This window comes from Pseudarthrobacter sp. rb (assembly GCF_056389225.1).
Window position 1 is genome coordinate 452021 of the sequence record NZ_JBWJAR010000001.1, and the last position, 19065, is coordinate 471085.

20 protein-coding genes and 3 tRNA genes are annotated in these 19065 nt (G+C 66.7%); 19 read left to right on the plus strand and 4 right to left on the minus strand.

Translation table 11 applies throughout. From position 1 onward, the window contains the following. The first annotated feature begins 112 nt into the window (after window positions 1-112). From ACWRN3_RS01935 to ACWRN3_RS01970, 8 genes are all read left to right on the plus strand, one after another. Window positions 113-436 carry a hypothetical protein gene (locus ACWRN3_RS01935; protein ID WP_476739730.1) on the plus strand — a complete coding sequence of 108 codons (324 nt, stop codon included), beginning with the start codon at window positions 113-115 and terminating at the stop codon, window positions 434-436. 184 nt (window positions 437-620) lie between these two features. Beyond that, window positions 621-1610: an FAD:protein FMN transferase gene (locus ACWRN3_RS01940; protein WP_476739731.1), complete on the plus strand. Its 990-nt coding sequence runs from the start codon at window positions 621-623 to the stop codon at window positions 1608-1610. Further along, window positions 1603-2160, plus strand: coding sequence for a ferric reductase-like transmembrane domain-containing protein (locus tag ACWRN3_RS01945; protein ID WP_255174982.1), 558 nt, complete (start codon window positions 1603-1605; stop codon window positions 2158-2160). The genes ACWRN3_RS01940 and ACWRN3_RS01945 overlap by 8 nt, the downstream gene beginning before the upstream one ends. Further along, the gene (locus ACWRN3_RS01950; protein ID WP_476739732.1) at window positions 2157-3425 is read left to right on the plus strand and encodes an NADH-ubiquinone oxidoreductase-F iron-sulfur binding region domain-containing protein; all 1269 of its coding nucleotides are present in this window, start codon (window positions 2157-2159) and stop codon (window positions 3423-3425) included. Before ACWRN3_RS01945 ends, ACWRN3_RS01950 begins: the two co-directional genes overlap by 4 nt. Beyond that, window positions 3422-3682: a ferredoxin gene (locus tag ACWRN3_RS01955; RefSeq protein ID WP_476739733.1), complete on the plus strand. Its 261-nt coding sequence runs from the start codon at window positions 3422-3424 to the stop codon at window positions 3680-3682. Before ACWRN3_RS01950 ends, ACWRN3_RS01955 begins: the two co-directional genes overlap by 4 nt. Before the next feature lie 29 nt (window positions 3683-3711). After that, the gene (gene dnaG, locus ACWRN3_RS01960; protein WP_255174985.1) at window positions 3712-5643 is read left to right on the plus strand and encodes a DNA primase; all 1932 of its coding nucleotides are present in this window, start codon (window positions 3712-3714) and stop codon (window positions 5641-5643) included. 95 nt (window positions 5644-5738) lie between these two features. After that, window positions 5739-5811, plus strand: a tRNA-Asn gene (locus tag ACWRN3_RS01965). Between the two features lie 122 nt (window positions 5812-5933). Beyond that, a tRNA-Asn gene (locus ACWRN3_RS01970) sits at window positions 5934-6006 on the plus strand. Between the two features lie 71 nt (window positions 6007-6077). Here the strand turns inward: ACWRN3_RS01970 and ACWRN3_RS01975 are convergent. From ACWRN3_RS01975 to ACWRN3_RS01985, 3 genes are all read right to left on the minus strand, one after another. Next, window positions 6078-6485 (minus strand): hypothetical protein, encoded by a 408-nt coding sequence (locus ACWRN3_RS01975; protein ID WP_255174986.1) that lies wholly within the window; start codon window positions 6483-6485, stop codon window positions 6078-6080. 80 nt (window positions 6486-6565) lie between these two features. Further along, window positions 6566-6745: a hypothetical protein gene (locus tag ACWRN3_RS01980; protein ID WP_476739734.1), complete on the minus strand. Its 180-nt coding sequence runs from the start codon at window positions 6743-6745 to the stop codon at window positions 6566-6568. Between the two features lie 72 nt (window positions 6746-6817). Beyond that, window positions 6818-8041 (minus strand): multidrug effflux MFS transporter, encoded by a 1224-nt coding sequence (locus tag ACWRN3_RS01985; RefSeq protein ID WP_476739735.1) that lies wholly within the window; start codon window positions 8039-8041, stop codon window positions 6818-6820. 178 nt (window positions 8042-8219) lie between these two features. On the opposite strand from ACWRN3_RS01985, the gene ACWRN3_RS01990 reads away from it, so the two are divergent. The 6 genes from ACWRN3_RS01990 (at window position 8220) to ACWRN3_RS02015 (ending at window position 13488) form a co-directional block, all read left to right on the plus strand. Continuing rightward, entirely contained in the window at window positions 8220-9071 is an 852-nt protein-coding gene (locus tag ACWRN3_RS01990) for a phage holin family protein (RefSeq protein ID WP_324644654.1), read from the plus strand. Between the two features lie 101 nt (window positions 9072-9172). Next, window positions 9173-9796 (plus strand): CDP-alcohol phosphatidyltransferase family protein, encoded by a 624-nt coding sequence (locus ACWRN3_RS01995; RefSeq protein ID WP_255174989.1) that lies wholly within the window; start codon window positions 9173-9175, stop codon window positions 9794-9796. Beyond that, window positions 9796-10704, plus strand: coding sequence for a DMT family transporter (locus ACWRN3_RS02000; protein WP_255174990.1), 909 nt, complete (start codon window positions 9796-9798; stop codon window positions 10702-10704). Before ACWRN3_RS01995 ends, ACWRN3_RS02000 begins: the two co-directional genes overlap by 1 nt. 111 nt (window positions 10705-10815) lie before the next feature. Continuing rightward, window positions 10816-12012, plus strand: coding sequence for a glycosyltransferase (locus ACWRN3_RS02005; protein ID WP_255174991.1), 1197 nt, complete (start codon window positions 10816-10818; stop codon window positions 12010-12012). Window positions 12013-12086: 74 nt separating this feature from the next. Then, window positions 12087-12160 (plus strand) — tRNA-Ile (locus ACWRN3_RS02010). Window positions 12161-12297: 137 nt separating this feature from the next. After that, entirely contained in the window at window positions 12298-13488 is a 1191-nt protein-coding gene (locus tag ACWRN3_RS02015; protein WP_476739736.1) for an acyl-CoA dehydrogenase family protein, read from the plus strand. 68 nt (window positions 13489-13556) lie between these two features. On the opposite strand, the gene ACWRN3_RS02020 is transcribed toward ACWRN3_RS02015, so the two are convergent. Then, window positions 13557-14183, minus strand: coding sequence for a M23 family metallopeptidase (locus ACWRN3_RS02020; RefSeq protein ID WP_476739737.1), 627 nt, complete (start codon window positions 14181-14183; stop codon window positions 13557-13559). A gap of 447 nt (window positions 14184-14630) precedes the next feature. Here ACWRN3_RS02020 and rpsB point away from each other — a divergent pair, with 447 nt between their 5' ends. From rpsB to ACWRN3_RS02045, 5 genes are all read left to right on the plus strand, one after another. Continuing rightward, entirely contained in the window at window positions 14631-15494 is an 864-nt protein-coding gene (rpsB, locus tag ACWRN3_RS02025; RefSeq protein WP_110544706.1) for a 30S ribosomal protein S2, read from the plus strand. A gap of 128 nt (window positions 15495-15622) precedes the next feature. Next, entirely contained in the window at window positions 15623-16459 is an 837-nt protein-coding gene (tsf, locus tag ACWRN3_RS02030; RefSeq protein ID WP_141161028.1) for a translation elongation factor Ts, read from the plus strand. 150 nt (window positions 16460-16609) lie between these two features. Then, complete coding sequence (pyrH, locus tag ACWRN3_RS02035) at window positions 16610-17347, plus strand: UMP kinase (protein ID WP_159632390.1); 738 nt, start codon at window positions 16610-16612, stop codon at window positions 17345-17347. A gap of 129 nt (window positions 17348-17476) precedes the next feature. Continuing rightward, window positions 17477-18034 carry a ribosome recycling factor gene (gene frr / locus ACWRN3_RS02040; protein ID WP_255174994.1) on the plus strand — a complete coding sequence of 186 codons (558 nt, stop codon included), beginning with the start codon at window positions 17477-17479 and terminating at the stop codon, window positions 18032-18034. Continuing rightward, window positions 18034-18954, plus strand: coding sequence for a phosphatidate cytidylyltransferase (locus ACWRN3_RS02045; RefSeq protein WP_324644658.1), 921 nt, complete (start codon window positions 18034-18036; stop codon window positions 18952-18954). The genes frr and ACWRN3_RS02045 overlap by 1 nt, the downstream gene beginning before the upstream one ends. Window positions 18955-19065 lie beyond the last annotated feature (111 nt).

The following is a 19065-nucleotide window of genomic DNA, read 5'->3' on the forward strand; positions in this document are numbered from 1 at the left end:
CCGTTGGTTCCCGCCCGGACGTCCGCCCGATCAACAGCTTCCTTAAAGCATCTACACAGGAACGAAGCGCACCATGGGAGGAAAGACAGGCCGCTAGGAACGGGAGCTGGTCATGAGTACTCGCAGCAGGGGCAAGCGCCTCGCCACCGGGATCACCGCGGCCGTGGGTGTTGGCAGCTTCGCCGCTGCCGGGGTCGCGGCAGCTGCCGTGTACGCCGCAACGCCGTCTGTCATCGCCAGGACCACTCCAGCCACGGACACCAGCACGCAGGGAAGCACCCCCAAATCCGGTGCTGCCCGCTCCGATGACGACGACTACGGGACCCGCCAGGACAGCAGCCCCCGCCGCTCCAAGAGCTACGGCAATTACGGCAGCACCACGCCGGTCCAGCCAGGCAGCGGGGGTACCGTCCACGGCCGGTCCTCGGGGTCCTGACGTGGCACGTTCCGCTATGGCAGGTCCCGGTGCCCCGGCTACCAGGACCGCAGGGCGCACAGCACCCGCTGGGTGCACACCCCCGGAAGACACAGCACCCCCGCAAGGGCCAGCGTCCTCGGAAGGCACACCGTCCCCGAAAGGCACAGCATCCCCGCAAGACACAGCGCAAACCCGCTGGACTGTGTGGGGGCTTGAGGCCTCGGTCACGGTCACGGAACCGGCACTGCTTGGCGCGGCGGGGGACATTGTCCGGAATGCCGTGGCGGAGGTTGACCTCGCCTGCAGCCGCTTCCGGGAAGATTCGGAACTGATGAGGCTCCAGCCCCAGATGGCGCGGGGTGTCAGCATCAGCCCCATGTTCCGGCTGCTCCTTGAACGTGCCCTGGACGCTGCCCGGATGACCGGCGGCGACGTTGACCCCACTCTCGGCGCCGATCTGGCCGCGTTGGGCCACGGCCCGGGAACGCAGGGCAGTCCGGGGCTCACCAGCGTGCCGGTACCGCCGCAGCCTGTGTCATCCCAGCCGGTACCGCAGCACCCTCTACCGGCACCCCGGGCACCCGGCTGGTCCCGCCTCAAGCTTGGTGCCGGGACCCTCACTGTGCCGGCCGACCTCCGCTTGGACCTGGGGGCGTCGGCAAAGGCTGTCGCGGCCGATCTTGCCGCCGCAGGTGCCTCCCGGGAGCTGGGCTGCGGGGTGCTCGTGGGCCTGGGCGGTGACCTGGCCAGCGCCGGGCCCGGACCGCACGAGGACGGCAGGCCCGGCCACTGGCAGATCATGGTGCAGGACCTTCCTGCCGATCCTGCCCAGTACATCTCTCTGGCCCCGGGGTTCGCCGTGGCCACGTCCAGTACGCAGAAACGCCGCTGGAAGCACCAGGGGACGCAGGTCCACCACATCCTTGATCCCCGCTTTGGCCTCCCCGCCGAGCCGGTCTGGCGTTCGGTGAGTGTCGCAGCGCCCACCTGCCTGGAAGCGAACGCTTTCAGTACCGCGGCCATTGTCCGCGGCTTCGCTGCCATGGACTGGTTCCGGACCGAAGGCATTACTGCCCGGCTGGTGGACAGCCGGGGCAGGGTCGCCACCACTGGCGGCTGGCCGGCGGAAACCTGCAACCCCGGTGGGAGCACCGGGGAAAGCATTACTCCCGGGGGTGGCGGCCATGGATGAGGCGATGTGGGCGTTCGGCCGGGTCAGCGGGTTTGTGTCCCTGGCACTCTTCACCGCGTCGGTGCTGCTGGGCATCCTCAACCGGTCCGGCCGCCCCCTGTTGGTGCTGCCCCGGTTCTCCATCAGCCTCCTGCACCGGAACATCGCACTGCTCGCCGCGGTGTTCCTCGGACTGCATGTGGGCTCCCTGCTCCTTGACTCCTTTGCCAAGCTGAACCCGGTGGACATCGTGGTGCCCTTCCTGGGCTCCTTCCAGCCGTTCTGGCAGGGGCTGGGCACCGTGGCGCTGGACCTTGTCCTGGCCGTGGTGGTGACGGGCCTGCTGCGGCACCGGATCGGGCAGCGCAGTTTCAAGGCCGTGCACTGGCTCAGCTATGGCGTCTGGCCGGTGGCGATGGCGCACGCGTTGGGCAACGGCACTGACGTCTCCAGCGGCTGGTTCCTCCTGCTGGCCGCGGCGTCCGCGGTGGCCGTTGCCGCGGCCCTGCTGTGGCGGCTGAGCCCCTCCTTCCTCGAAACCTCCCACGCCCGGCAAGGAAACCTCCCGTGAGCCACGCCAAGGACACCTACCCGACGACGCCCCTTCACGCCGTACAGGACAACAAGCGGCAGGAACCGCGGCTCCTGGCAGCAGGCCCTGACGCAGGCTGGGAACAGCACCTCGACACCTTCGGGCCCTGGGACCCGCACGCTGCGGGAGCCGGACTGCTGGAGGCGCTCGCCGAGGCTGGACTGACCGGCCGGGGCGGAGCCGCTTTCGAAACCTGGCGCAAAGCCACTGCCGCTGCCGGGTCCGGCCGGAAGGGTTTGTTTACGGCCCGGCCGGTGGTGATCGCCAACGGCGCCGAGGGCGAACCGCTCAGCTTCAAGGACCGCACCCTCCTTGCCCACGCGCCCCACCTGGTCATCGACGGGCTGGCCGCCATGGCCGCGGCCCTGGGCGGCGCAAGCATGTATGTCTACGCGCCGGCGGCCGGCCTGCCCCGCGTGCAGCAGGCCGTCGGCGAACGCCCCCGGGGCAACCGGATCCGGGTAGTGCAGGCACCCGAAACCTTCATCTCCGGCGAGTCGAGCGCCGTCGTCAATATGATCGGCAACGGCAGCGCTGTCCCCACCGACCAACGCCGGCGCCTCAGCGAATCCGGCCTCAACGGCCGGCCAACACTGGTGGTCAACGTCGAAACCCTCGCCCAGGTTGCCCTGATCGCCCGTTACGGGGCGCAGTGGTTCCGCCAGGCGGGCACCGCGACGGATCCGGGCACCCGGCTGGTGTCCGTTTCCGGGCCTGCCCCGGTACGGGATGTGGTGCTGGAGGTGCCCGGCGGTGCGCAGCTTTCGGCGGTCCTGCAGGAAGCGGGCATGGACCCTGCCGCCTTGTCCGCCGTCCTGGTGGGCGGCTACCACGGCCGGTGGGTGCGGCCCGCGGCGCACGCGCTTTCACCCGTGGGGCCGCCGGACCGGACCGCCCGGCCGGGCGCAGGAGTGATCCATGCCCTGGATCTGCGGACCTGCGGGATCCAGGCGACGGCCCGGATCGTCAGCTACCTTGCGGACCAGTCCGCCAGGCAGTGCGGGCCCTGCATGTTCGGACTTCCGGCCATGGCGTCCGTCCTCAACAGGATCGCCGGAGGGGAAACGAATCCACGCCTTGCCTCCGAACTGGACCGGCTGGGGAGGCTGGTCTCCGGGCGGGGCGCGTGCAGGCACCCGGAGGGGACCACCGGGCTGGTCAGCAGTGCCCTGGAGGTCTTCGCCGCAGACTTCCGCGCCCACCTCTCCGGATACTGCACAGGCCCGGGGGGCGCAGCAGCATGAAGACGCACCTGCATATCGACTGGACCAGCTGCGACGGCCGCGGCCTGTGTGCCGAACTGCTTCCCGGCGTGCTGGACCGGGACGACTGGGGGTACCCCGTGGCGCGCGGGAAGGCAGGCCGCGACAGGACCGACGTTCCGCTGCGCGACGCAGACCGGGAAGCCGCACAGGAGGCAGTCTTCCTCTGCCCCAAGCTGGCCCTCAGCCTGCTCGACGGGAGGACACCGGAACCGGGGACGCGGGTGCCCGGGCAGTGACGCCTGGCCGGTGACACTAAGATTGCTGTGTGGCTGGGCTGATTAAACGTGAAGATATTGACGAAGTACGCCAGCGCACGGACATCAAGGAAGTGGTTGACGGCTACGTCACGCTCAAGGGCGCCGGGCTGGGAACCTTCAAGGGCCTGTGCCCCTTCCATGACGAGCGCTCGCCGTCCTTCACTGTCCGTCCCCAGGTAGGCCGTTACCACTGCTTCGGTTGCGGCGAGGACGGCGATGTCATCGCCTTCGTCCAAAAGCAGGACCACAGCTCCTTCCAGGAAGCCGTGGAGAAGCTCGCGTCCAGGATCGGCTACGAGCTCCGCTACGAAGACGGTGGAACCGGCCCCAACCGCGAGGAAGTGGGCCGCCGGCAGCGGCTGCTGGACGCCCATAAGATTGCGGACGAATTCTTCCGTGCCCAGATGCTCACGCCCGGTGCCGCAACGGCCCGCAACTTCCTCTTTGGCCGTGGCTTCGACCGGGCCGCCGCGGAACATTTTGGCTGCGGCTACGCTCCCCAGGGGTGGGACGCCCTCCTGAAGCACTTGCGCGGCCGCGGCTTCACCGACGCCGAGCTCAAGCTCACCGGAATGTTCAGCGAAGGAAACCGGGGCATCTACGACCGTTTCCGCGGCCGCCTCATCTGGCCCATCAAGGACATGGCCGGTGACACCATCGGTTTCGGTGCACGCAAGCTGTATGAGGACGACCAGGGCCCCAAGTACCTCAACACCCCGGAGACCACCCTCTACAAGAAGTCCCAGGTCCTCTACGGCATCGACCTCGCCAAGAAGAGCATCGCCAAAGACAGGCAGCTGGTGGTGGTGGAGGGCTACACCGATGTCATGGCCTGCCACCTTGCAGGGATTACGACGGCGGTAGCCACCTGCGGCACCGCCTTCGGTACCGAGCACATCAAGATCGCCCGCCGGCTTTTGTCCGACGACGGCACCGGGGGAGAAGTGGTGTTCACCTTCGACGGCGACGCCGCCGGGCAGAAGGCAGCCCTGCGCGCCTTTGAAGAGGACCAGCGCTTCACCGCCCAGACGTACGTGGCCGTGGAACCCACAGGCGCGGACCCGTGCGATCTCCGCCTCAGCCGCGGGGACGAGGCGGTGCACGCCCTGATCCAGTCCCGGCGGCCGCTGTTCGAGTTCGCCATCCGCAGCACTCTCAAGCAGTTCAACCTGGACACCGTTGAAGGCCGCGTCCAGGGCCTCAAGGCTTCCGTGCCCGTGGTGGCCGCCATCCGCGACGCCTCCACCCGGACGGGCTACTGCCAGGCCCTGACCGGCTGGCTGGGCATGCCGGACCCCAACGAAGTCCTGCGCCTGGTCACCGCGGCCGTCAAGCGCGGCGAGACCGGACGGCCCCCGGCTCCGGGCCAGCCGCAGCCAGGCGGCCCCTCCAGCCCGGCCCCTGCCCAGCCGGGCGGACCCGGCGTAGCTGCCGCGCCGTCGTCGGGCGTTGTCCCCTCCTTCCACCGCCCGGACCCGCGCGATCCTGTGGCTTCCATGGAGCGGCAGGCGCTGGAAGTGGCGCTGCAGCAACCCTCCCTGCTGGCCGGCGGGGTTTGGGACCGTTTTGCCGCTGCCCGGTTCGCTATCCCTGCCTTCCAGGCCGTCCATGACGCCATGCGCGCCACTGGTCCCGGCCTGACCGTCGATCCGGTGCGCTGGGTGGAGCACGTCATGCACGAGGTTCCGGAACCCCTCCGGCCGCTGGTATCCGAGCTCGCCGTCGTGCCGCTGCCGGCCCACACCGAGGAAGCGGTGCTGAAGTACTGCCGCGACATCCTGTCCCGCCTTTTCGAACTCCAGATCACCCGGGTCAAGGCGGACAAGATGGGCCAGCTGCAGCGCCTTGACGCGGCGGCGGACCCGGAGACCTACCAGCGGCTCAACCGCGAGCTGATGATGCTGGAAATGGAACGCCGGGCCCTGCGCGCGGAGTCGTAGGGGTGGCCTGCTCAGCGGATCTGGAGGTGGGCCAGCTCACGGCCGCCCGATTTCGTTTCCGCGCCAACTGTTTGCTAGGCTAATACCCGCTTCATTCCTCCTTAGCTCAATTGGCAGAGCATTCGACTGTTAATCGAAGGGTTGCTGGTTCAAGTCCAGCAGGAGGAGCTTCCATCCCCGTTCCGGCCTCCGGAACGGGGATTTTTGTTTCCTTGCAGGCCCGTCCGGGCCCGGAAAACCGCCGATTTCCCTTCGGCCGGAATCCTTTGCTAATGTCATACCTGCTTCATTCCTCCTTAGCTCAATTGGCAGAGCATTCGACTGTTAATCGAAGGGTTGCTGGTTCAAGTCCAGCAGGAGGAGCGCAACGAAAAATCCCCGTTCCTCCACATGGAGGAACGGGGATTTTTTCTTTCCGCGGGGTGGGAGTCTGTTCAGACGAAATCCATTTCCACCTGCAGGAACCTTTCCGCCTCGACGATGGCCGCCTGGAAGGCTTCCTGCTCCGTGGGGGACTTCCGGGGTTCGCGCGGGCTCCACTCGTGCGGCGCGGAGTGGATCCTCACAAAGCCTGAGTCGGGGGGAGCGTAGAAAATCCCGAAGCGCTGCACCGGCCATTCCGGCGAGGTTTCCGGCGCCACCAGCAGGGCCGCGTTGAAGGCCGGATTGAACCATTGGGCGATGGGCCGGCGGCGGTCTTCCGTGAACAACCCCGCCGCGTACAGCGCCGCGGACTGCTGCCCGGCCTGCGCACACAGCCGCTCCCACCACAGTGGCAGGATCCGGGCGTCGCACCGTTGCCATGTGGCCGGAAGTGGCGGTTGGTTCTGCCAGTTGGGCACGGCATCATTTTATCGCGGGAGGGACCCTGGCGGCAGGGAATGCCGCACCGGCCTGCCACAACAAAATCGCTGCAGGCCGTTCAGCGGCGGCCGCGGGACCCCGGATTCACCCGGTACAGGATCGCCGCGCCTGCCAGCGTCCCCAGGATGATGCCCCAGGCAGGGTTTCCCAGGGCGCGGCCGGCGAAATAAGCCACGACGGCGCCCAGCACCGCCCCGAGGAAAAGTCCCCGTCCATTCCGGTGCGGTGCGCGGCTCACAGGCTGCCTTTCGAGGGGGAGCGGGGACAGGGCCCAGCGGGCCGGAAGAACGGCTCGCATTGGAGGTAGGTCTCAGTGGATCGAGGGTACCGTGCGGGGCCGCACCACCAGCCACAGTGCTGCGATCGCCAGCAGGATGCAGGCCGCCTGCACTGCTCCCATGGGAGCGGCGCTGGTGATGCCGAGCCAGCCCACCACGGGGGAGATGAGCCCGGCCATCAGGAATGTGGCCGCGCCCAGCAGGGAGGCTGCCGTTCCCGCCTGGGCCGCGTGCCCGGCCAGGGCCAGCACCTGGACGCAGGGGAACATGAAGCCGGTGCCCATGATGTAGAACCACAGCGGGACCATCACGCCCCACAGCCCCAGGCCCGCCCGGTCGAAGACCACGATCAGCACCGCCATCAGGAACATCCAGGCCGTGGCGCCCGCCAGGATCCACTGCGGAGGCACAATCCTGATAAGCCGGGAACTGGTCTGCACGCCGGCCACGATGCCCAGGGAGTTAATGCCAAAGAGCAGCCCGTACTGCTGGGCGGAGAACCCGAACACATCCTGGAAAAGGAACGGCGAGGCCGACAGGTAGGTAAAGAGGCCGCCGAAATTGAAGCCCGCCACCATCAGCAGCCCCACGAAGATCCGGTCGGTAAACAGCGCCCGGTAGCGTTGCCGGGCGGTCATGCCGCTCCGGCCCCGCTTTTCCGGCGGAAGCGTCTCGCGGACCAGGAGCAGGGCGGCCACGATGACCAAAGTCCCGTAGGCAGCCAGGAACACGAAGATGCCGGGCCACGGCATGACCAGGAGCAGCTGCGAACCAATCACGGGGGCAAGGATGGGCGCAAGCCCGTTGACCAGTGACATCCGGGAGAACATCCGCACCATGGCGTAGCCGGAAAACAGGTCCCGCACCATGGCCATGGCCACTACGCCGCCGCCGGCGGCGCCCACGCCCATCAGGACGCGGAAGATCCCCAGCGTAGTGATGTCCGTGGACAAGGCCGCGCCCAGGGATGCTGCGATGTGCAGGGCAGTCGCCAGGATCAGCGGAGTCCGGCGGCCGAACTTGTCGCTGAACGGACCCACCACCAGCTGCCCGAACGCGAAACCGACCGTGGTGCCGGCCAGGGTGAGCTGGACCTGCGCCTCGGTCACCCCCAGGCTTGCCTCCAGCGCCGGAAAGGCGGGCAGGTAAAGGTCGATGGTGAACGGACCGAGGGCCGTCAAGGCACCCAGAAGGAGGATGTACAGAAGCTTCCGGCGGCGGGTCAGCAGGTCGCCCGGATTGGGGGGATTGGTCACGGAGAACAATCCTAGGCCCGGCCACGGCGGTTTTTGCAGCGTTGTAGGCCGCGCCGTCCGGCAAGCCCCCAAGTTCGCCCTGAACCTGAATGGTAGTTTTGGTGGCGTGGACTGTGCGGCTGCACATTTCCGCACTAACGGATGCAGTATCGACTCATGAACCAGTAAGGCGGAACCGATGAGCGGACGTCACAGCGGGCGTACCAGCCCGGGATTGCGTATCACTGCGCTGCCCGGGACGGCAAGACTCCTTTTCCGGTTGGCCCCCCGCCAGCTCAACGACGAGATCGCCTTCGCCAAGATCGAACTCAAGCGCAAGGGCGTCCAGGTGGGTGTGGCCGCGGCCTTCTTCGCCGTGGCGCTTCTGTTCCTGGCGCTCCTGGTGGTCGGCCTGATCGTCGCTGCCATCATGGGGCTGGCCACCATCATGCCCGCGTGGCTGGCAGCCCTCCTGGTTTCCGCCGCTTTCCTGCTGATAGCCCTCGTCGGGGGCCTGGTGGGCCTCGCCCGGTTCAAGAAGGCCATGCCGCTGATGCCGGAGGAAACCATCCGTGGCATCAGGCACGATATCGGGGTCGCCCGCGAAGGTTCCGCCTTCAACCCGGCTATCCTGGATCCTGAGAGCCCCGAAGCCAAGGCTGCGAAGGCCGCCAAGGCCGAGGCAGCCGCCAAGGCGAAAGCCGAGAAGGAAGCCAAGGCCGCCCGGCACGACCAGGAGTTCCCGCACGCATCCGAACCCGAGCTGGTGCGCCGCCTGAGCCAGCGCCGCCACCACCTCACCGAGGTCCGGGACGAGCTCGGCACGGAACTGGACGTCAAGACCCAGGCACGCTATGTGCTGGCCGCCGCCCAGGTCAAGGCGCGCGAAGGCCAGGTACTGGCCCAGCGCGGCCTGGACGAGGCGGGGCAGCGGTTTGCGGCCCTGTCCGCCTCCGCTGACCTGCCCAGGCGCTGGAAGCCGCTGACGGCTCTTGTCGCCGCCGGTACGGTCCTGGTGGTCCTCCTGCGCAGGCTCCTGCGCGCCAACTAGGCCCCTGTTCCGCACGCAACATTCCGGCGGACGCTGTTTCCGCCTGTGAAGGCACAACCGAATGACAGCGCCGCGGCGCAGCAGGAAGGAGAGGGGGACGGGTGAAGTTCATAGGTGCAGGCGCCCGCCCCGGCCGTCCCCAGGTGGACCATGACCGCGTGGTCACTATTCCCAATCTGCTCACCGTGGTGCGGTTCATGGGTGTTCCGCTCTTCATCTGGCTGGTCCTGGCCCAAAAGGAGTACGGGGCAGGCGTGATCGTCCTGGCTGTCATGGCAGGGACGGACTGGATTGACGGCTACATCGCCCGCCGCTTCGACCAAGCCTCCAAGCTGGGCAGGGTCCTTGACCCCATCGCCGACCGCCTTGCCCTGCTGGCGGTGGCCTTCACCCTGGTGATTGCCGGCGTCGTGCATTGGCTGTACCTGGCCGCGCTGGTGGTGCCCGATGCCGTCCTGCTGGTACTGACTCTCTCCCTCTTCCGCGGCCACCCGGACCTCCCGGTCAGCGTGGTGGGCAAGGTGCGGACCGGGCTGCTGCTTTTGGGCACGCCGCTGCTGGTCCTTTCGCGGATGGACACCGGGTTTTCCGGCCAGCTCTTCGCCGCCGCCTGGGTGGTGCTGGGCCTGGGCCTGGTGGGTCACTGGATTGCCGCGTACAACTATTTCCGGGCCATGCTGCGCAAGGGCCGGGCATTGAAACAGCACGACGGCGGGAACGGCTGATGGTGTGGTTTGCCGTCGGCCTGGCGGTGCTTGGCGCCTTCTGCCTTGCGCTGGGCGCGCAGCGCCAGGGCAGCGCCGTCAAAGCCGATACCGGTGGCCTGGCCCTGAGCTCGAATGGCTTCCTGCGCCTCCTGCGCAATCCCCGGTGGATGCTTGGACTCCTGCTGCTGTGCACCGGCATGGCGATGAATGCCGTCGCCCTGGTCTCCGCACCGCTCACGGTCATCCAGCCCATCGGCGCCATTGCCCTGGTGATCACCACGGTGGTCAATGCCCGGGACCAGGACCTGACCATCAACCGCGCCACGGCGGTGTCCATTGCCGCGTGCGTCACCGGATCCGCGCTCTTCGTCCTCCTCGCGGTCAACGTCACCCAGGAGAACCACCATGTCAGCCCGGAGGATGAGCTCACCATCGTCCTGCTGCTGGCCCTGGCGGTGGGACTGTTCGGCACGCTGGCGGTGACGTTCAAGCACCGGATGAACGCGTTCATCTACATTCTCGGCGCCGGCATTCTGTTCGGCTTTGTGGCAGTCCTCACCCGGATCATCGGCAAGCACCTCCTGGATCCGAATGGCCTGTTCCTGCTGAATGTCCAGTGGTATTCGGTGGTGGCCATTGTCGCGGCCGGCGGCCTGGGGTCCTGGTTCGTGCAGAGTGCCTACTCCACCGGTCCGCCGGACCTGGTGATCGCCGGACTCACGGTGGTCGACCCCATGGTGGGCATCGCCATCGGCATCATCATCCTGGGCGAACTGCGCCCCGACGTCCATGCCGTCATGGCCATTGCGATGGGAACGGCTGCCGCCCTTGCTATCGTTGGGGTTATCGCCCTTTCCCGGCACCACCCGGAGGTCACCAAGCGCAAGAAGGACGCGCGGAAGGCCGCCGGCAGGCCGTCCCACTAGTCCCTTCCCGTCCGTAACCAGCAATCCCACGAAGCCCGGCGCCTTGCGCCAGCGGCCAACCGTGCTGTCAGTTCCAGGCTGTCCGCACCGTGACCATCAGGAGTACTCCCCGTGACCACGCCCGCCGACCAGCGCCCCCTGACCATCCTCATCGCCGCAGACACCTACCCCCCGGACGTCAACGGTGCGGCCCAGTTTGGCTACCGGCTGGCCAAGGGAATGACTGCCCGGGGCCACAACGTCCATGTCCTGGCGTCCCGCGACAGCAAGGGAAAGAGCTTCACCGAGTTCCGCGAGGAAGCAACCGTGCACCGGCTCCGCTCGCACAAGGCATTCACGCATGAGACCTTCCGCCTCTGCTTCCCCTGGGAAATCAAGAAGGAAATCAGCCTCCTCTTCGACCGGGTCAAGCCCGACGTCGTGCACATCCAGAGCCACTACATGATCGGCGAGCACGTGCTCTATGAGGCCGTGAAACGCGGCGTCCGCATCATTGCCACCAACCACTTCATGCCCGAGAACCTCAACCCCTTCCTGCCGTTCCCGCAGTGGTTCAAGGACATTATTGGGCGGGTCTCCTGGAAGGACATGGGCAAGGTCATGAGCCAGGCGGACGTGGTGACAACGCCCACGCCGCTTGCCGCCCGGGCCATGCACGAGCACGCGTTCCTCCGCAAAGTCCTGCCCCTGTCCAACGGCATCGACTCCGCCGCCTACGAACTGCAGCCCGGTGAACACATCGAGCCGCACGCCCACCCCACCGTCCTGTTCGCCGGCCGCCTCGCCGAGGAAAAGCACGTGGACGTGCTGATCGAGGCCATCGGCAAAACGCCGCCGGAGCTGAACGTACACCTCGAGATCGTGGGCGGCGGCGAAGTGCGCTCCGCCCTGGAGGACCTGGTGAGGCGGCTCGGCCTCACCAGCCGGGTCAAGTTCCTGGGCCTTGCCAGCGACGAGGAACTGCGGACCGCCTACATCCGTGCCGACCTTTTCTGCATGCCCGGAACGGCGGAACTGCAGTCCCTGGTGACACTGGAAGCGATGTCCGCCTCCACCCCCGTGGTCCTGGCGGACGCCATGGCGCTGCCGCACCTGGTCCGCGACGGCGGGAACGGGTACCTCTTCACCCCCAACGACAGTGACGACCTCGCCAAGAAGATCACGCAGGTGCTGGAACTGCCCAAGGACGAACAGCAGGCCATGGGCCGCGCCAGCCGGCAGATGGTGGAGCCCCACAGCATCCAGGGGACGCTGCAGACCTTCGAGGACCTGTACCGCGGCGCCTCCTACGATGACAAAGTGGTCTGAACCCTTTCCCGGGTTTGCTAGAGTGTTTTTGCCCTGCCGGAGCACGGCGCCCGAACACTGCTCCCGGGGCTTGGGGGGCTATAGCTCAGCTGGTTAGAGCGCGGGACTCATAATCCTAAGGTCCTCGGTTCAAGTCCGAGTAGCCCTACCTCGACCGCGGCCGACGAGTTTTCGTTGGCCGCGGTTTTCTTGGTTAACCCCGCACCCTGCGGTATGTTACTGACAAGTAACATACCGTGCTCCGCTCCGCGGCATGGTCAGCGCTGATCATCAAAGAAGGTAACCATGGCCACCTCCGCAGCCGATTTCCCAGAGCTTCCCTACGCCGACGGCGACTTCTTCGCCTTCGAGCAGCTTCTCTCCGCCAAGGAGCAGGACCGGCTGGCCGAAGTCCGCGACTTCCTGGCGCGTGAGGTCAAGCCCATTGCGGCGGACTGCTGGAACCGCGGAGAGTTCCCCATGGACCTGGTGCCCAAGCTTGCCGGGCTGGACCTGGTCAGCCCGGTGCGGCGGCAGGGGTATTCGAACCTCTTCGCCGGCATGCTGCACGCCGAAGCCACCCGAGCGGACGCCTCCATCGCCACCTTCCTGGGCGTGCACGACGGGCTGTTCACCGGCTCCATTGAGTTGCTGGCATCCCAAGAGCAGCAGGATGAATGGCTTCCCGATATCTACGCGCTGAAGAAGATCGGGGCCTTCGGCCTGACCGAGCCGCTGGGCGGCAGCGACGTGGCCGGCGGAACTCGCACCACGGCGCGCAGGGACGGGGACAACTGGATCCTCAACGGCGCGAAGCGCTGGATCGGCAATGCCACATTCTCCGACTGGGTGGTGGTGTACGCACGCGACGTGGCGGACAACCAGGTCAAGGGCTTCATGGTGGACACCACGCTGGCCGGATACAGCGCAACAAAGATCGAGAACAAGATCTCTCTGCGGACAGTCCAGAACGCCGACATCGTCCTGACGGACGTCGTGGTACCGGACCACTTCAAGCTCGCCAACGCCAACAGCTTCCGCGACGTCAACAAGGTGCTCAAAGTCACCCGCCTGTCAGTTGCCTGGCAGGCCGTGGGCCTCCAGATGGCCGCCTTCGATGTTGCCCGCCGCTATGCCGTGGAGCGCCAGCAGTTCGGCCGCCCCCTGGCCTCCTTCCAGCTCATCCAGGACCAGCTGGTCCGGATCCTGGGCAACACGGTCAGCTCGATGGGCATGATGGTCCGGCTCTCCCAGCTGGAGGACGCCGGGGAGGCGAAGGACGAACAATCTGCACTCGCCAAGGCCTTCGCCACCGACCGCATGAGGGAGAGTGTGGCGCTGGGCCGCAGCATCCTGGGCGGCAACGGCATCGTGACCGACTACGGGATGGCCAAAATCTTCGCCGACGCGGAGGCCATCTACTCCTACGAGGGCACGGCAGAAATCAACACCCTGGTGACAGGGCGGGCCATCACCGGTATCTCGGCCATCGTCTAGGCGGGACGCCCACACGGGCAGTTGTCTGACTAATTGATGTTCCGGGGCCATGCCTGCGTTCTCCGTGGCTATGGGCCACCGGACAGCGGCAGCAGGATGGACGGGCGGAGGTCCAGGACGAACTGCAGGGGATTGACGTAGTCCTCTCCTTCCCGCACGCCCCAGTGCAGGCACTGCGCCGCCGGGGAGTGCCCCGGCAGCACGGTGCCGATGACCTCACCCCGGGCTACGGTGGCGCCCACGGCCAACGTGCTTTTCACTGGCTCGAAACTGCTGCGCAGGCCGCCGCCATGGTCGATGGTGATGACGGGACGGTCCACCACCACGCCCGCGAAACTCACCATTCCGGCCGCGGGTGACAGGACCTGCGTGCCTGCAGTGAATTCAAGGTCGACGCCCCGGTGTCCGCTCAGCCATGGCTTGGGCGGTGGATCGAAAGGGCGCAGCACCCGCGGCCGCGGTGCCAGGGGCCACTGCCAGGAAGGGGCAGCACCCGCCCGGGCGGCCGTCGTCGTACTTCCCTGCTGGCTGGCGGCCGCCGTAGGGCCGAAGCCGGCGGCGCTGTATGAAAGAGCTGCGCTGTATGAAAGAGCTGCGCTGTAGGGGAGGGCTGCGCTGTTCGGAAGGCCGGCGCCCGGGGTGGCAATCGACGCCGGCAGCAGCAGGAAGGCGGCCAGCAGGACTGATGTCTTCATGCGACCAGCCTGCCCGCCTGCATCGCGCGCCGGCAGGGCCGGTTCCGGCTATGTGGACAACGGCCCGGACAGGCACGACCTGTCCGGCGGGTGGGGGTGCCTGTAGTACACTTGATGGAGCAGTTTGCTGCGCCCTCAACGCGTTACGTCCCAGTGGTCCACCCCCGCGGTGCATCCCCCTGTCCGGATCGCGTCGGCACATCTCATTCAGGAGTGTGGGGGAGCGGCGGCTGACTACGCGCATCCAGCCCTCCGGCAGCGAACGCCCCGGCGTCGTCCATGGAGGATCGCTCTTCCTGCGGTCAGGCTTTCGTCCTGATGGGAAGGGCGGGGGATGCCAGGAGCACGGCCCGTCCGGGCCACGCTGATCAACCGTCAACTATTGGCAGGGTAAGAAGCCTCCGGGTTTTCTCATGAATGACCTGCCGGAAAATAAGGAGCGCCGGAATGCCCGTCGTAACCATGCGCCAGCTGCTTGACAGCGGCGTCCACTTTGGACACCAGACCCGCCGTTGGAACCCGAAGATGAAGCGCTTCATCTTCACCGAGCGCAACGGCATCTACATCATCGACCTGCAGCAGTCGCTGTCCTACATCGACCGCGCCTACGAGTTCGTCAAGGCCACTGTTGCCCACGGCGGCACCGTGCTCTTCGTCGGCACCAAGAAGCAGGCCCAGGAAGCAATTGCCGAGCAGGCAACCCGCGTGGGCCAGCCCTACGTCAACCAGCGTTGGCTCGGCGGTATGCTGACCAACTTCCAGACGGTTGCCAAGCGTATCCAGCGCATGAAGGAACTCGAAGAGATCGACTTCGATGACGTCGCCGGTTCCGCTTACACCAAGAAGGAACTCCTGCTCCTCAAGCGTGAGCTCACCAAGCTGGAGTCCAACCTGGGCGGTATCCGCAACCTGACCAAGGCTCCGTCCCTGCTGTGGGTTGTTGACACCAAGAAGGAACACCTCGCCGTTGACGAGGCCAAGAAGCTGAACATCCCGGTTGTGGCCATCCTGGACACCAACTGCGACCCGGACGAAGTCGACTTCCCGATCCCGGGCAACGACGACGCCATCCGCTCCGTGAACCTCCTGACCCGCGTTGTTGCCGACGCTGTTGCCGAGGGCCTGATCGCCCGCAACAACCGCGGCACGGGCGCCACCGAAGCTCCGGAAGAGCCGCTGGCCGAGTGGGAGCGCGAGCTCCTCGAAGGCAGCAAGGCAGAAGCTGCTGCCGCTCCGGCTGAGAACGCTGAAGCTCCGGCCGCCGAGGAAGCTCCGGCAGCTGCCGAGGCTCCCGCCGAAGACGCCAAGTAACACACGCAAAATCCGGATTCTCCGCGCTGTCCGCAGCCGGAGCTGCTGACAGGATGGCGGCCCACCCCCGTGGGCTGCCGTCCTGTCGGTCCGTACACCACCACACATTTCTAGACAGAGGGGTTCACATGGCGAACTACACTGCCGCGGACATCAAGGCCCTGCGCGAGCGCACCGGCGCCGGCATGATGGACGTCAAGAAGGCTCTTGACGAAGCCAACGGTGACGCCGAGAAGGCCATCGAGATCATCCGCATCAAGGGCCTCAAGGGCGCTACCAAGCGCGAAGGCCGCTCCACCGCTGAAGGCCTCGTGGCCGCCAAGGTCAGCAACGGGGTCGGCGTCATGATCGAGGTCAACTGCGAGACCGACTTCGTCGCCAAGGCTGACAAGTTCATCCAGCTGGCCGACAAGGTCCTGGCCGTGGCCGTCGAGTCCGGCGCTGCCGACCTCGAGACCCTGCTGGCCACCGACGTTGACGGCAAGCCGCTCTCCGAGGTTGTCGTCGAAGAAGGCGCCATCCTGGGCGAGAAGGTTGTTGTCCGCCGCATCTCCCGCGTTGAGGGTGCAACGGTTGACGCTTACCTGCACAAGACCTCCAAGGACCTCCCGGCCCAGGTCGGCGTTCTGTTCGCTGTCGACGGTGAAGGCGAAGCCGCCACGGCCGCTGCCCACGACGTTGCCGTGCACATCGCCGCCATGGCCCCGAACTACCTCACCCGTGAGGACGTTCCGGCCGAGCTCGTCGAGTCCGAGCGCCGCATCGCCGAAGAGACCGCCAAGGCCGAGGGCAAGCCGGAAGCTGCCCTCACCAAGATTGTGGAAGGCCGCGTGACGGGCTTCTACAAGGGCGAGGTCCTGGTTGACCAGGCATTCGCAAAGGACGCCAAGAAGTCCGTGGCACAGGTCCTCGAAGAGGCCGGTGTCAAGGGAACTGCTTTCACGCGTTTCCGCGTCGGCTCCTAGCCGAAACTGCAAGGGGGTGGCCACTTCGGTGGCCGCCCCTTTTGCATGCGCCCAAACGGCTGGCAGTCCAGTCCGTTTGGACCGCTGCCGGTTCCGGGCACCGGATCCGGCAGGATACCCTTTTTTCAGAGTCACCAACGGGAAGGCATCATGGAAGCCGTCAACACTGTCACGCATTCGGAGAAGAGCCGGCGGCGGGTCCTCCTGAAGCTCTCCGGCGAGGTCTTCGGCGGTGGGAAGCTCGGTGTCGATCCCGAGACCGTCCGCAACGTCGCCAAGCAGATCGCAGCAGCCGTCCCCGAAGTGGAGGTGGCCATTGTGGTGGGCGGCGGAAACTTCTTCCGCGGCGCCGAACTGTCCCAGAGCGGCATGGACCGCTCCCGCGCCGACTACATGGGCATGCTGGGAACCGTCATGAACTGCCTGGCGCTGCAGGATTTCCTGGAGCAGGCGGGCGTGGAAACCCGCGTCCAGAGCGCCATCACCATGGGCCAGGTGGCCGAGGCCTACATTCCGCGCCGCGCCATCCGCCACATGGAAAAGGGCCGCGTGGTTATTTTCGGCGCCGGCGCAGGCCTGCCCTACTTCTCCACCGACACCGTGGCCGCCCAGCGCGCCCTGGAAGTCCACGCTGACGTGGTCCTCATGGCCAAGAGCGGGGTGGATGCTGTGTACACCGCGGACCCCAAGAAGGACCCCACCGCGGAGCGGCTGGAGACCCTCAGCTACGACGATGCCCTGCGCCGCGACATCCGCGTCATGGACCAGACGGCCATGACCATGTGCAAGGACAACGACCTCTCCATGGTGGTTTTCGGCATGGAGGGTGAAGGCAACGTCACCCGCGCCATCCTTGGCGAAAAGCTGGGCACGCTGGTCACCGCCTAGCTGCGGCTAGGATGATTTCAGGACAGTTCCGTCCCCGCCCGTTCGGGCGGGGACGGAACCAGCAACAAAGAACCACGTGAGTGCATGGATCGGGCGCCCCGGACTGCACCAGAACCGTCAGGAGAGACCGTGATCGAAGAAACCTTGCTCGAAGCCGAAGAAAAGATGGACAAGGCGGTAGAGGTAGCCAAGGAAGACTTCGCCGCCGTCCGCACCGGCCGCGCCAACCCGGGCCTTTACAACAAGGTCCTGGTGGACTACTACGGCTCGCCCACGCCGCTGCAGCAGCTGGCCTCCTTCGCCATCCCGGACGCCCGCACCATCCTGATCACCCCGTTCGACAAGACCGCCATGCGGGACATCGAACGCGCCCTGAGCGATTCCGAGGTCGGAGCCAACCCGTCCAACGACGGCAACGTCATCAGGATCACTATTCCTGAACTGACCAAGGAACGCCGCAAGGAATACGTGAAGATCGTCAAGACCAAGGGCGAGGACGCCAAGGTCTCCATCCGCAACATCCGCCGCAAGGCCAAGGAAACCCTGGACCGCCTGGTGAAGGACGGCGAGGCGGGCGAAGACGAAGGCAACCGCGCCGAAAAGGAACTGGACAGCCTTACCAAGGCCCACGTGGACGGCATCGACGAACTGCTCAAGCGCAAGGAAGCAGAGCTGCTCGAAGTCTGATGGGCCAGGCAGATCAGGCCCCCGCACCACGGGCGCGCACACGGGGGAAGCAGCCCAGGAGCAACCCGACGCCAAAGGCCGGGCGGAACCTGCCCGCCGCCGTCGTGGTGGGCCTGGCCATGCTTATCGCGGTACTCGGCGGGCTGCTGTTCCTCCCGCTGGCGTTCGTAGCCATCGTCACGGCCTTCGCCGTCTTTGGCGTGTGGGAGATCTACCGGGCGCTGGAAGCCAACGGCACCAGGATGCCGATCGTGCCTGTCATGACCGGCACGCTGGCCATGCCTTTCGCCGCCTACTTTGGCGGCATCGAGAGCCAGCTGTTTGCGCTGCTGCTCAGTGCCGTGGCCGTACTGCTGTGGCGCTCGATCGAAAGTGCCGCCGGCTCGGCCAACAGCATCTTCGCCGGTGTCTTCACCCTGGGGTGGGTTCCCTTCTTCATCAGCTTCGCCGCGCTGCCGCTGCACGCCGCAGGCACCACCCCGCTGGGGCTTTGGCCGGACGGGATGGCCCCCATCGGGGCGTGGGAGATTGCCGTCATGCTCCTGCTGGTGGTCTCCAACGACACCTTCGGCTACCTGGTGGGTGCGTCGTTGGGAAAGCACCCCATGGCACCGAAGATCAGCCCCAAGAAGTCCTGGGAGGGCTTCGCGGGGTCGGTGGCAGGCGCCATGCTGATCGGCATCCTGGCGGCCCTCTTCGTGCTGGACAAACCGTGGTGGGTGGGCGCCGTGCTCGCCGTCGGTACAGTGGCAGCGTCCACCGCCGGCGACCTCGCCGAGTCCATGGTCAAGCGTGAGCTGGGCGTCAAGGACATGAGCAGCATCCTGCCCGGGCACGGGGGAGTGATGGACCGGCTGGACTCCATCGTCTTCGCCTCCCCGGTGGCGTTCATCCTGTACGGCCTGGTGGCCGGCGCCTGACCCCTCCTGCCCGGTGCGCCCGGGCATCCGACACAAACATGGTCCCGGGCGGCCGCACCAATCGCGGCCCCTAAACTGGTGCGGAAGCACTACCGCTGAAGAGCATTGAAG

Bases quoted from the DNA above. Each gene is read 5' to 3' on its own strand.
- ACWRN3_RS01935 (WP_476739730.1), top strand. From the start codon at position 113: ATGAGTACTCGCAGCAGGGGCAAGCGCCTCGCCACCGGGATCACCGCG.
- ACWRN3_RS01945 (WP_255174982.1), top strand. From the start codon at position 1,603: ATGGATGAGGCGATGTGGGCGTTCGGCCGGGTCAGCGGGTTTGTGTCC.
- ACWRN3_RS01955 (WP_476739733.1), top strand. From the start codon at position 3,422: ATGAAGACGCACCTGCATATCGACTGGACCAGCTGCGACGGCCGCGGC.
- ACWRN3_RS01990 (WP_324644654.1), top strand. From the start codon at position 8,220: ATGAGCGGACGTCACAGCGGGCGTACCAGCCCGGGATTGCGTATCACT.
- ACWRN3_RS02000 (WP_255174990.1), top strand. From the start codon at position 9,796: ATGGTGTGGTTTGCCGTCGGCCTGGCGGTGCTTGGCGCCTTCTGCCTT.
- ACWRN3_RS02015 (WP_476739736.1), top strand. From the start codon at position 12,298: ATGGCCACCTCCGCAGCCGATTTCCCAGAGCTTCCCTACGCCGACGGC.
- ACWRN3_RS02020 (WP_476739737.1), bottom strand. From the start codon at position 14,183: ATGAAGACATCAGTCCTGCTGGCCGCCTTCCTGCTGCTGCCGGCGTCG.
- rpsB (WP_110544706.1), top strand. From the start codon at position 14,631: ATGCCCGTCGTAACCATGCGCCAGCTGCTTGACAGCGGCGTCCACTTT.
- tsf (WP_141161028.1), top strand. From the start codon at position 15,623: ATGGCGAACTACACTGCCGCGGACATCAAGGCCCTGCGCGAGCGCACC.
- pyrH (WP_159632390.1), top strand. From the start codon at position 16,610: ATGGAAGCCGTCAACACTGTCACGCATTCGGAGAAGAGCCGGCGGCGG.
- ACWRN3_RS02045 (WP_324644658.1), top strand. From the start codon at position 18,034: ATGGGCCAGGCAGATCAGGCCCCCGCACCACGGGCGCGCACACGGGGG.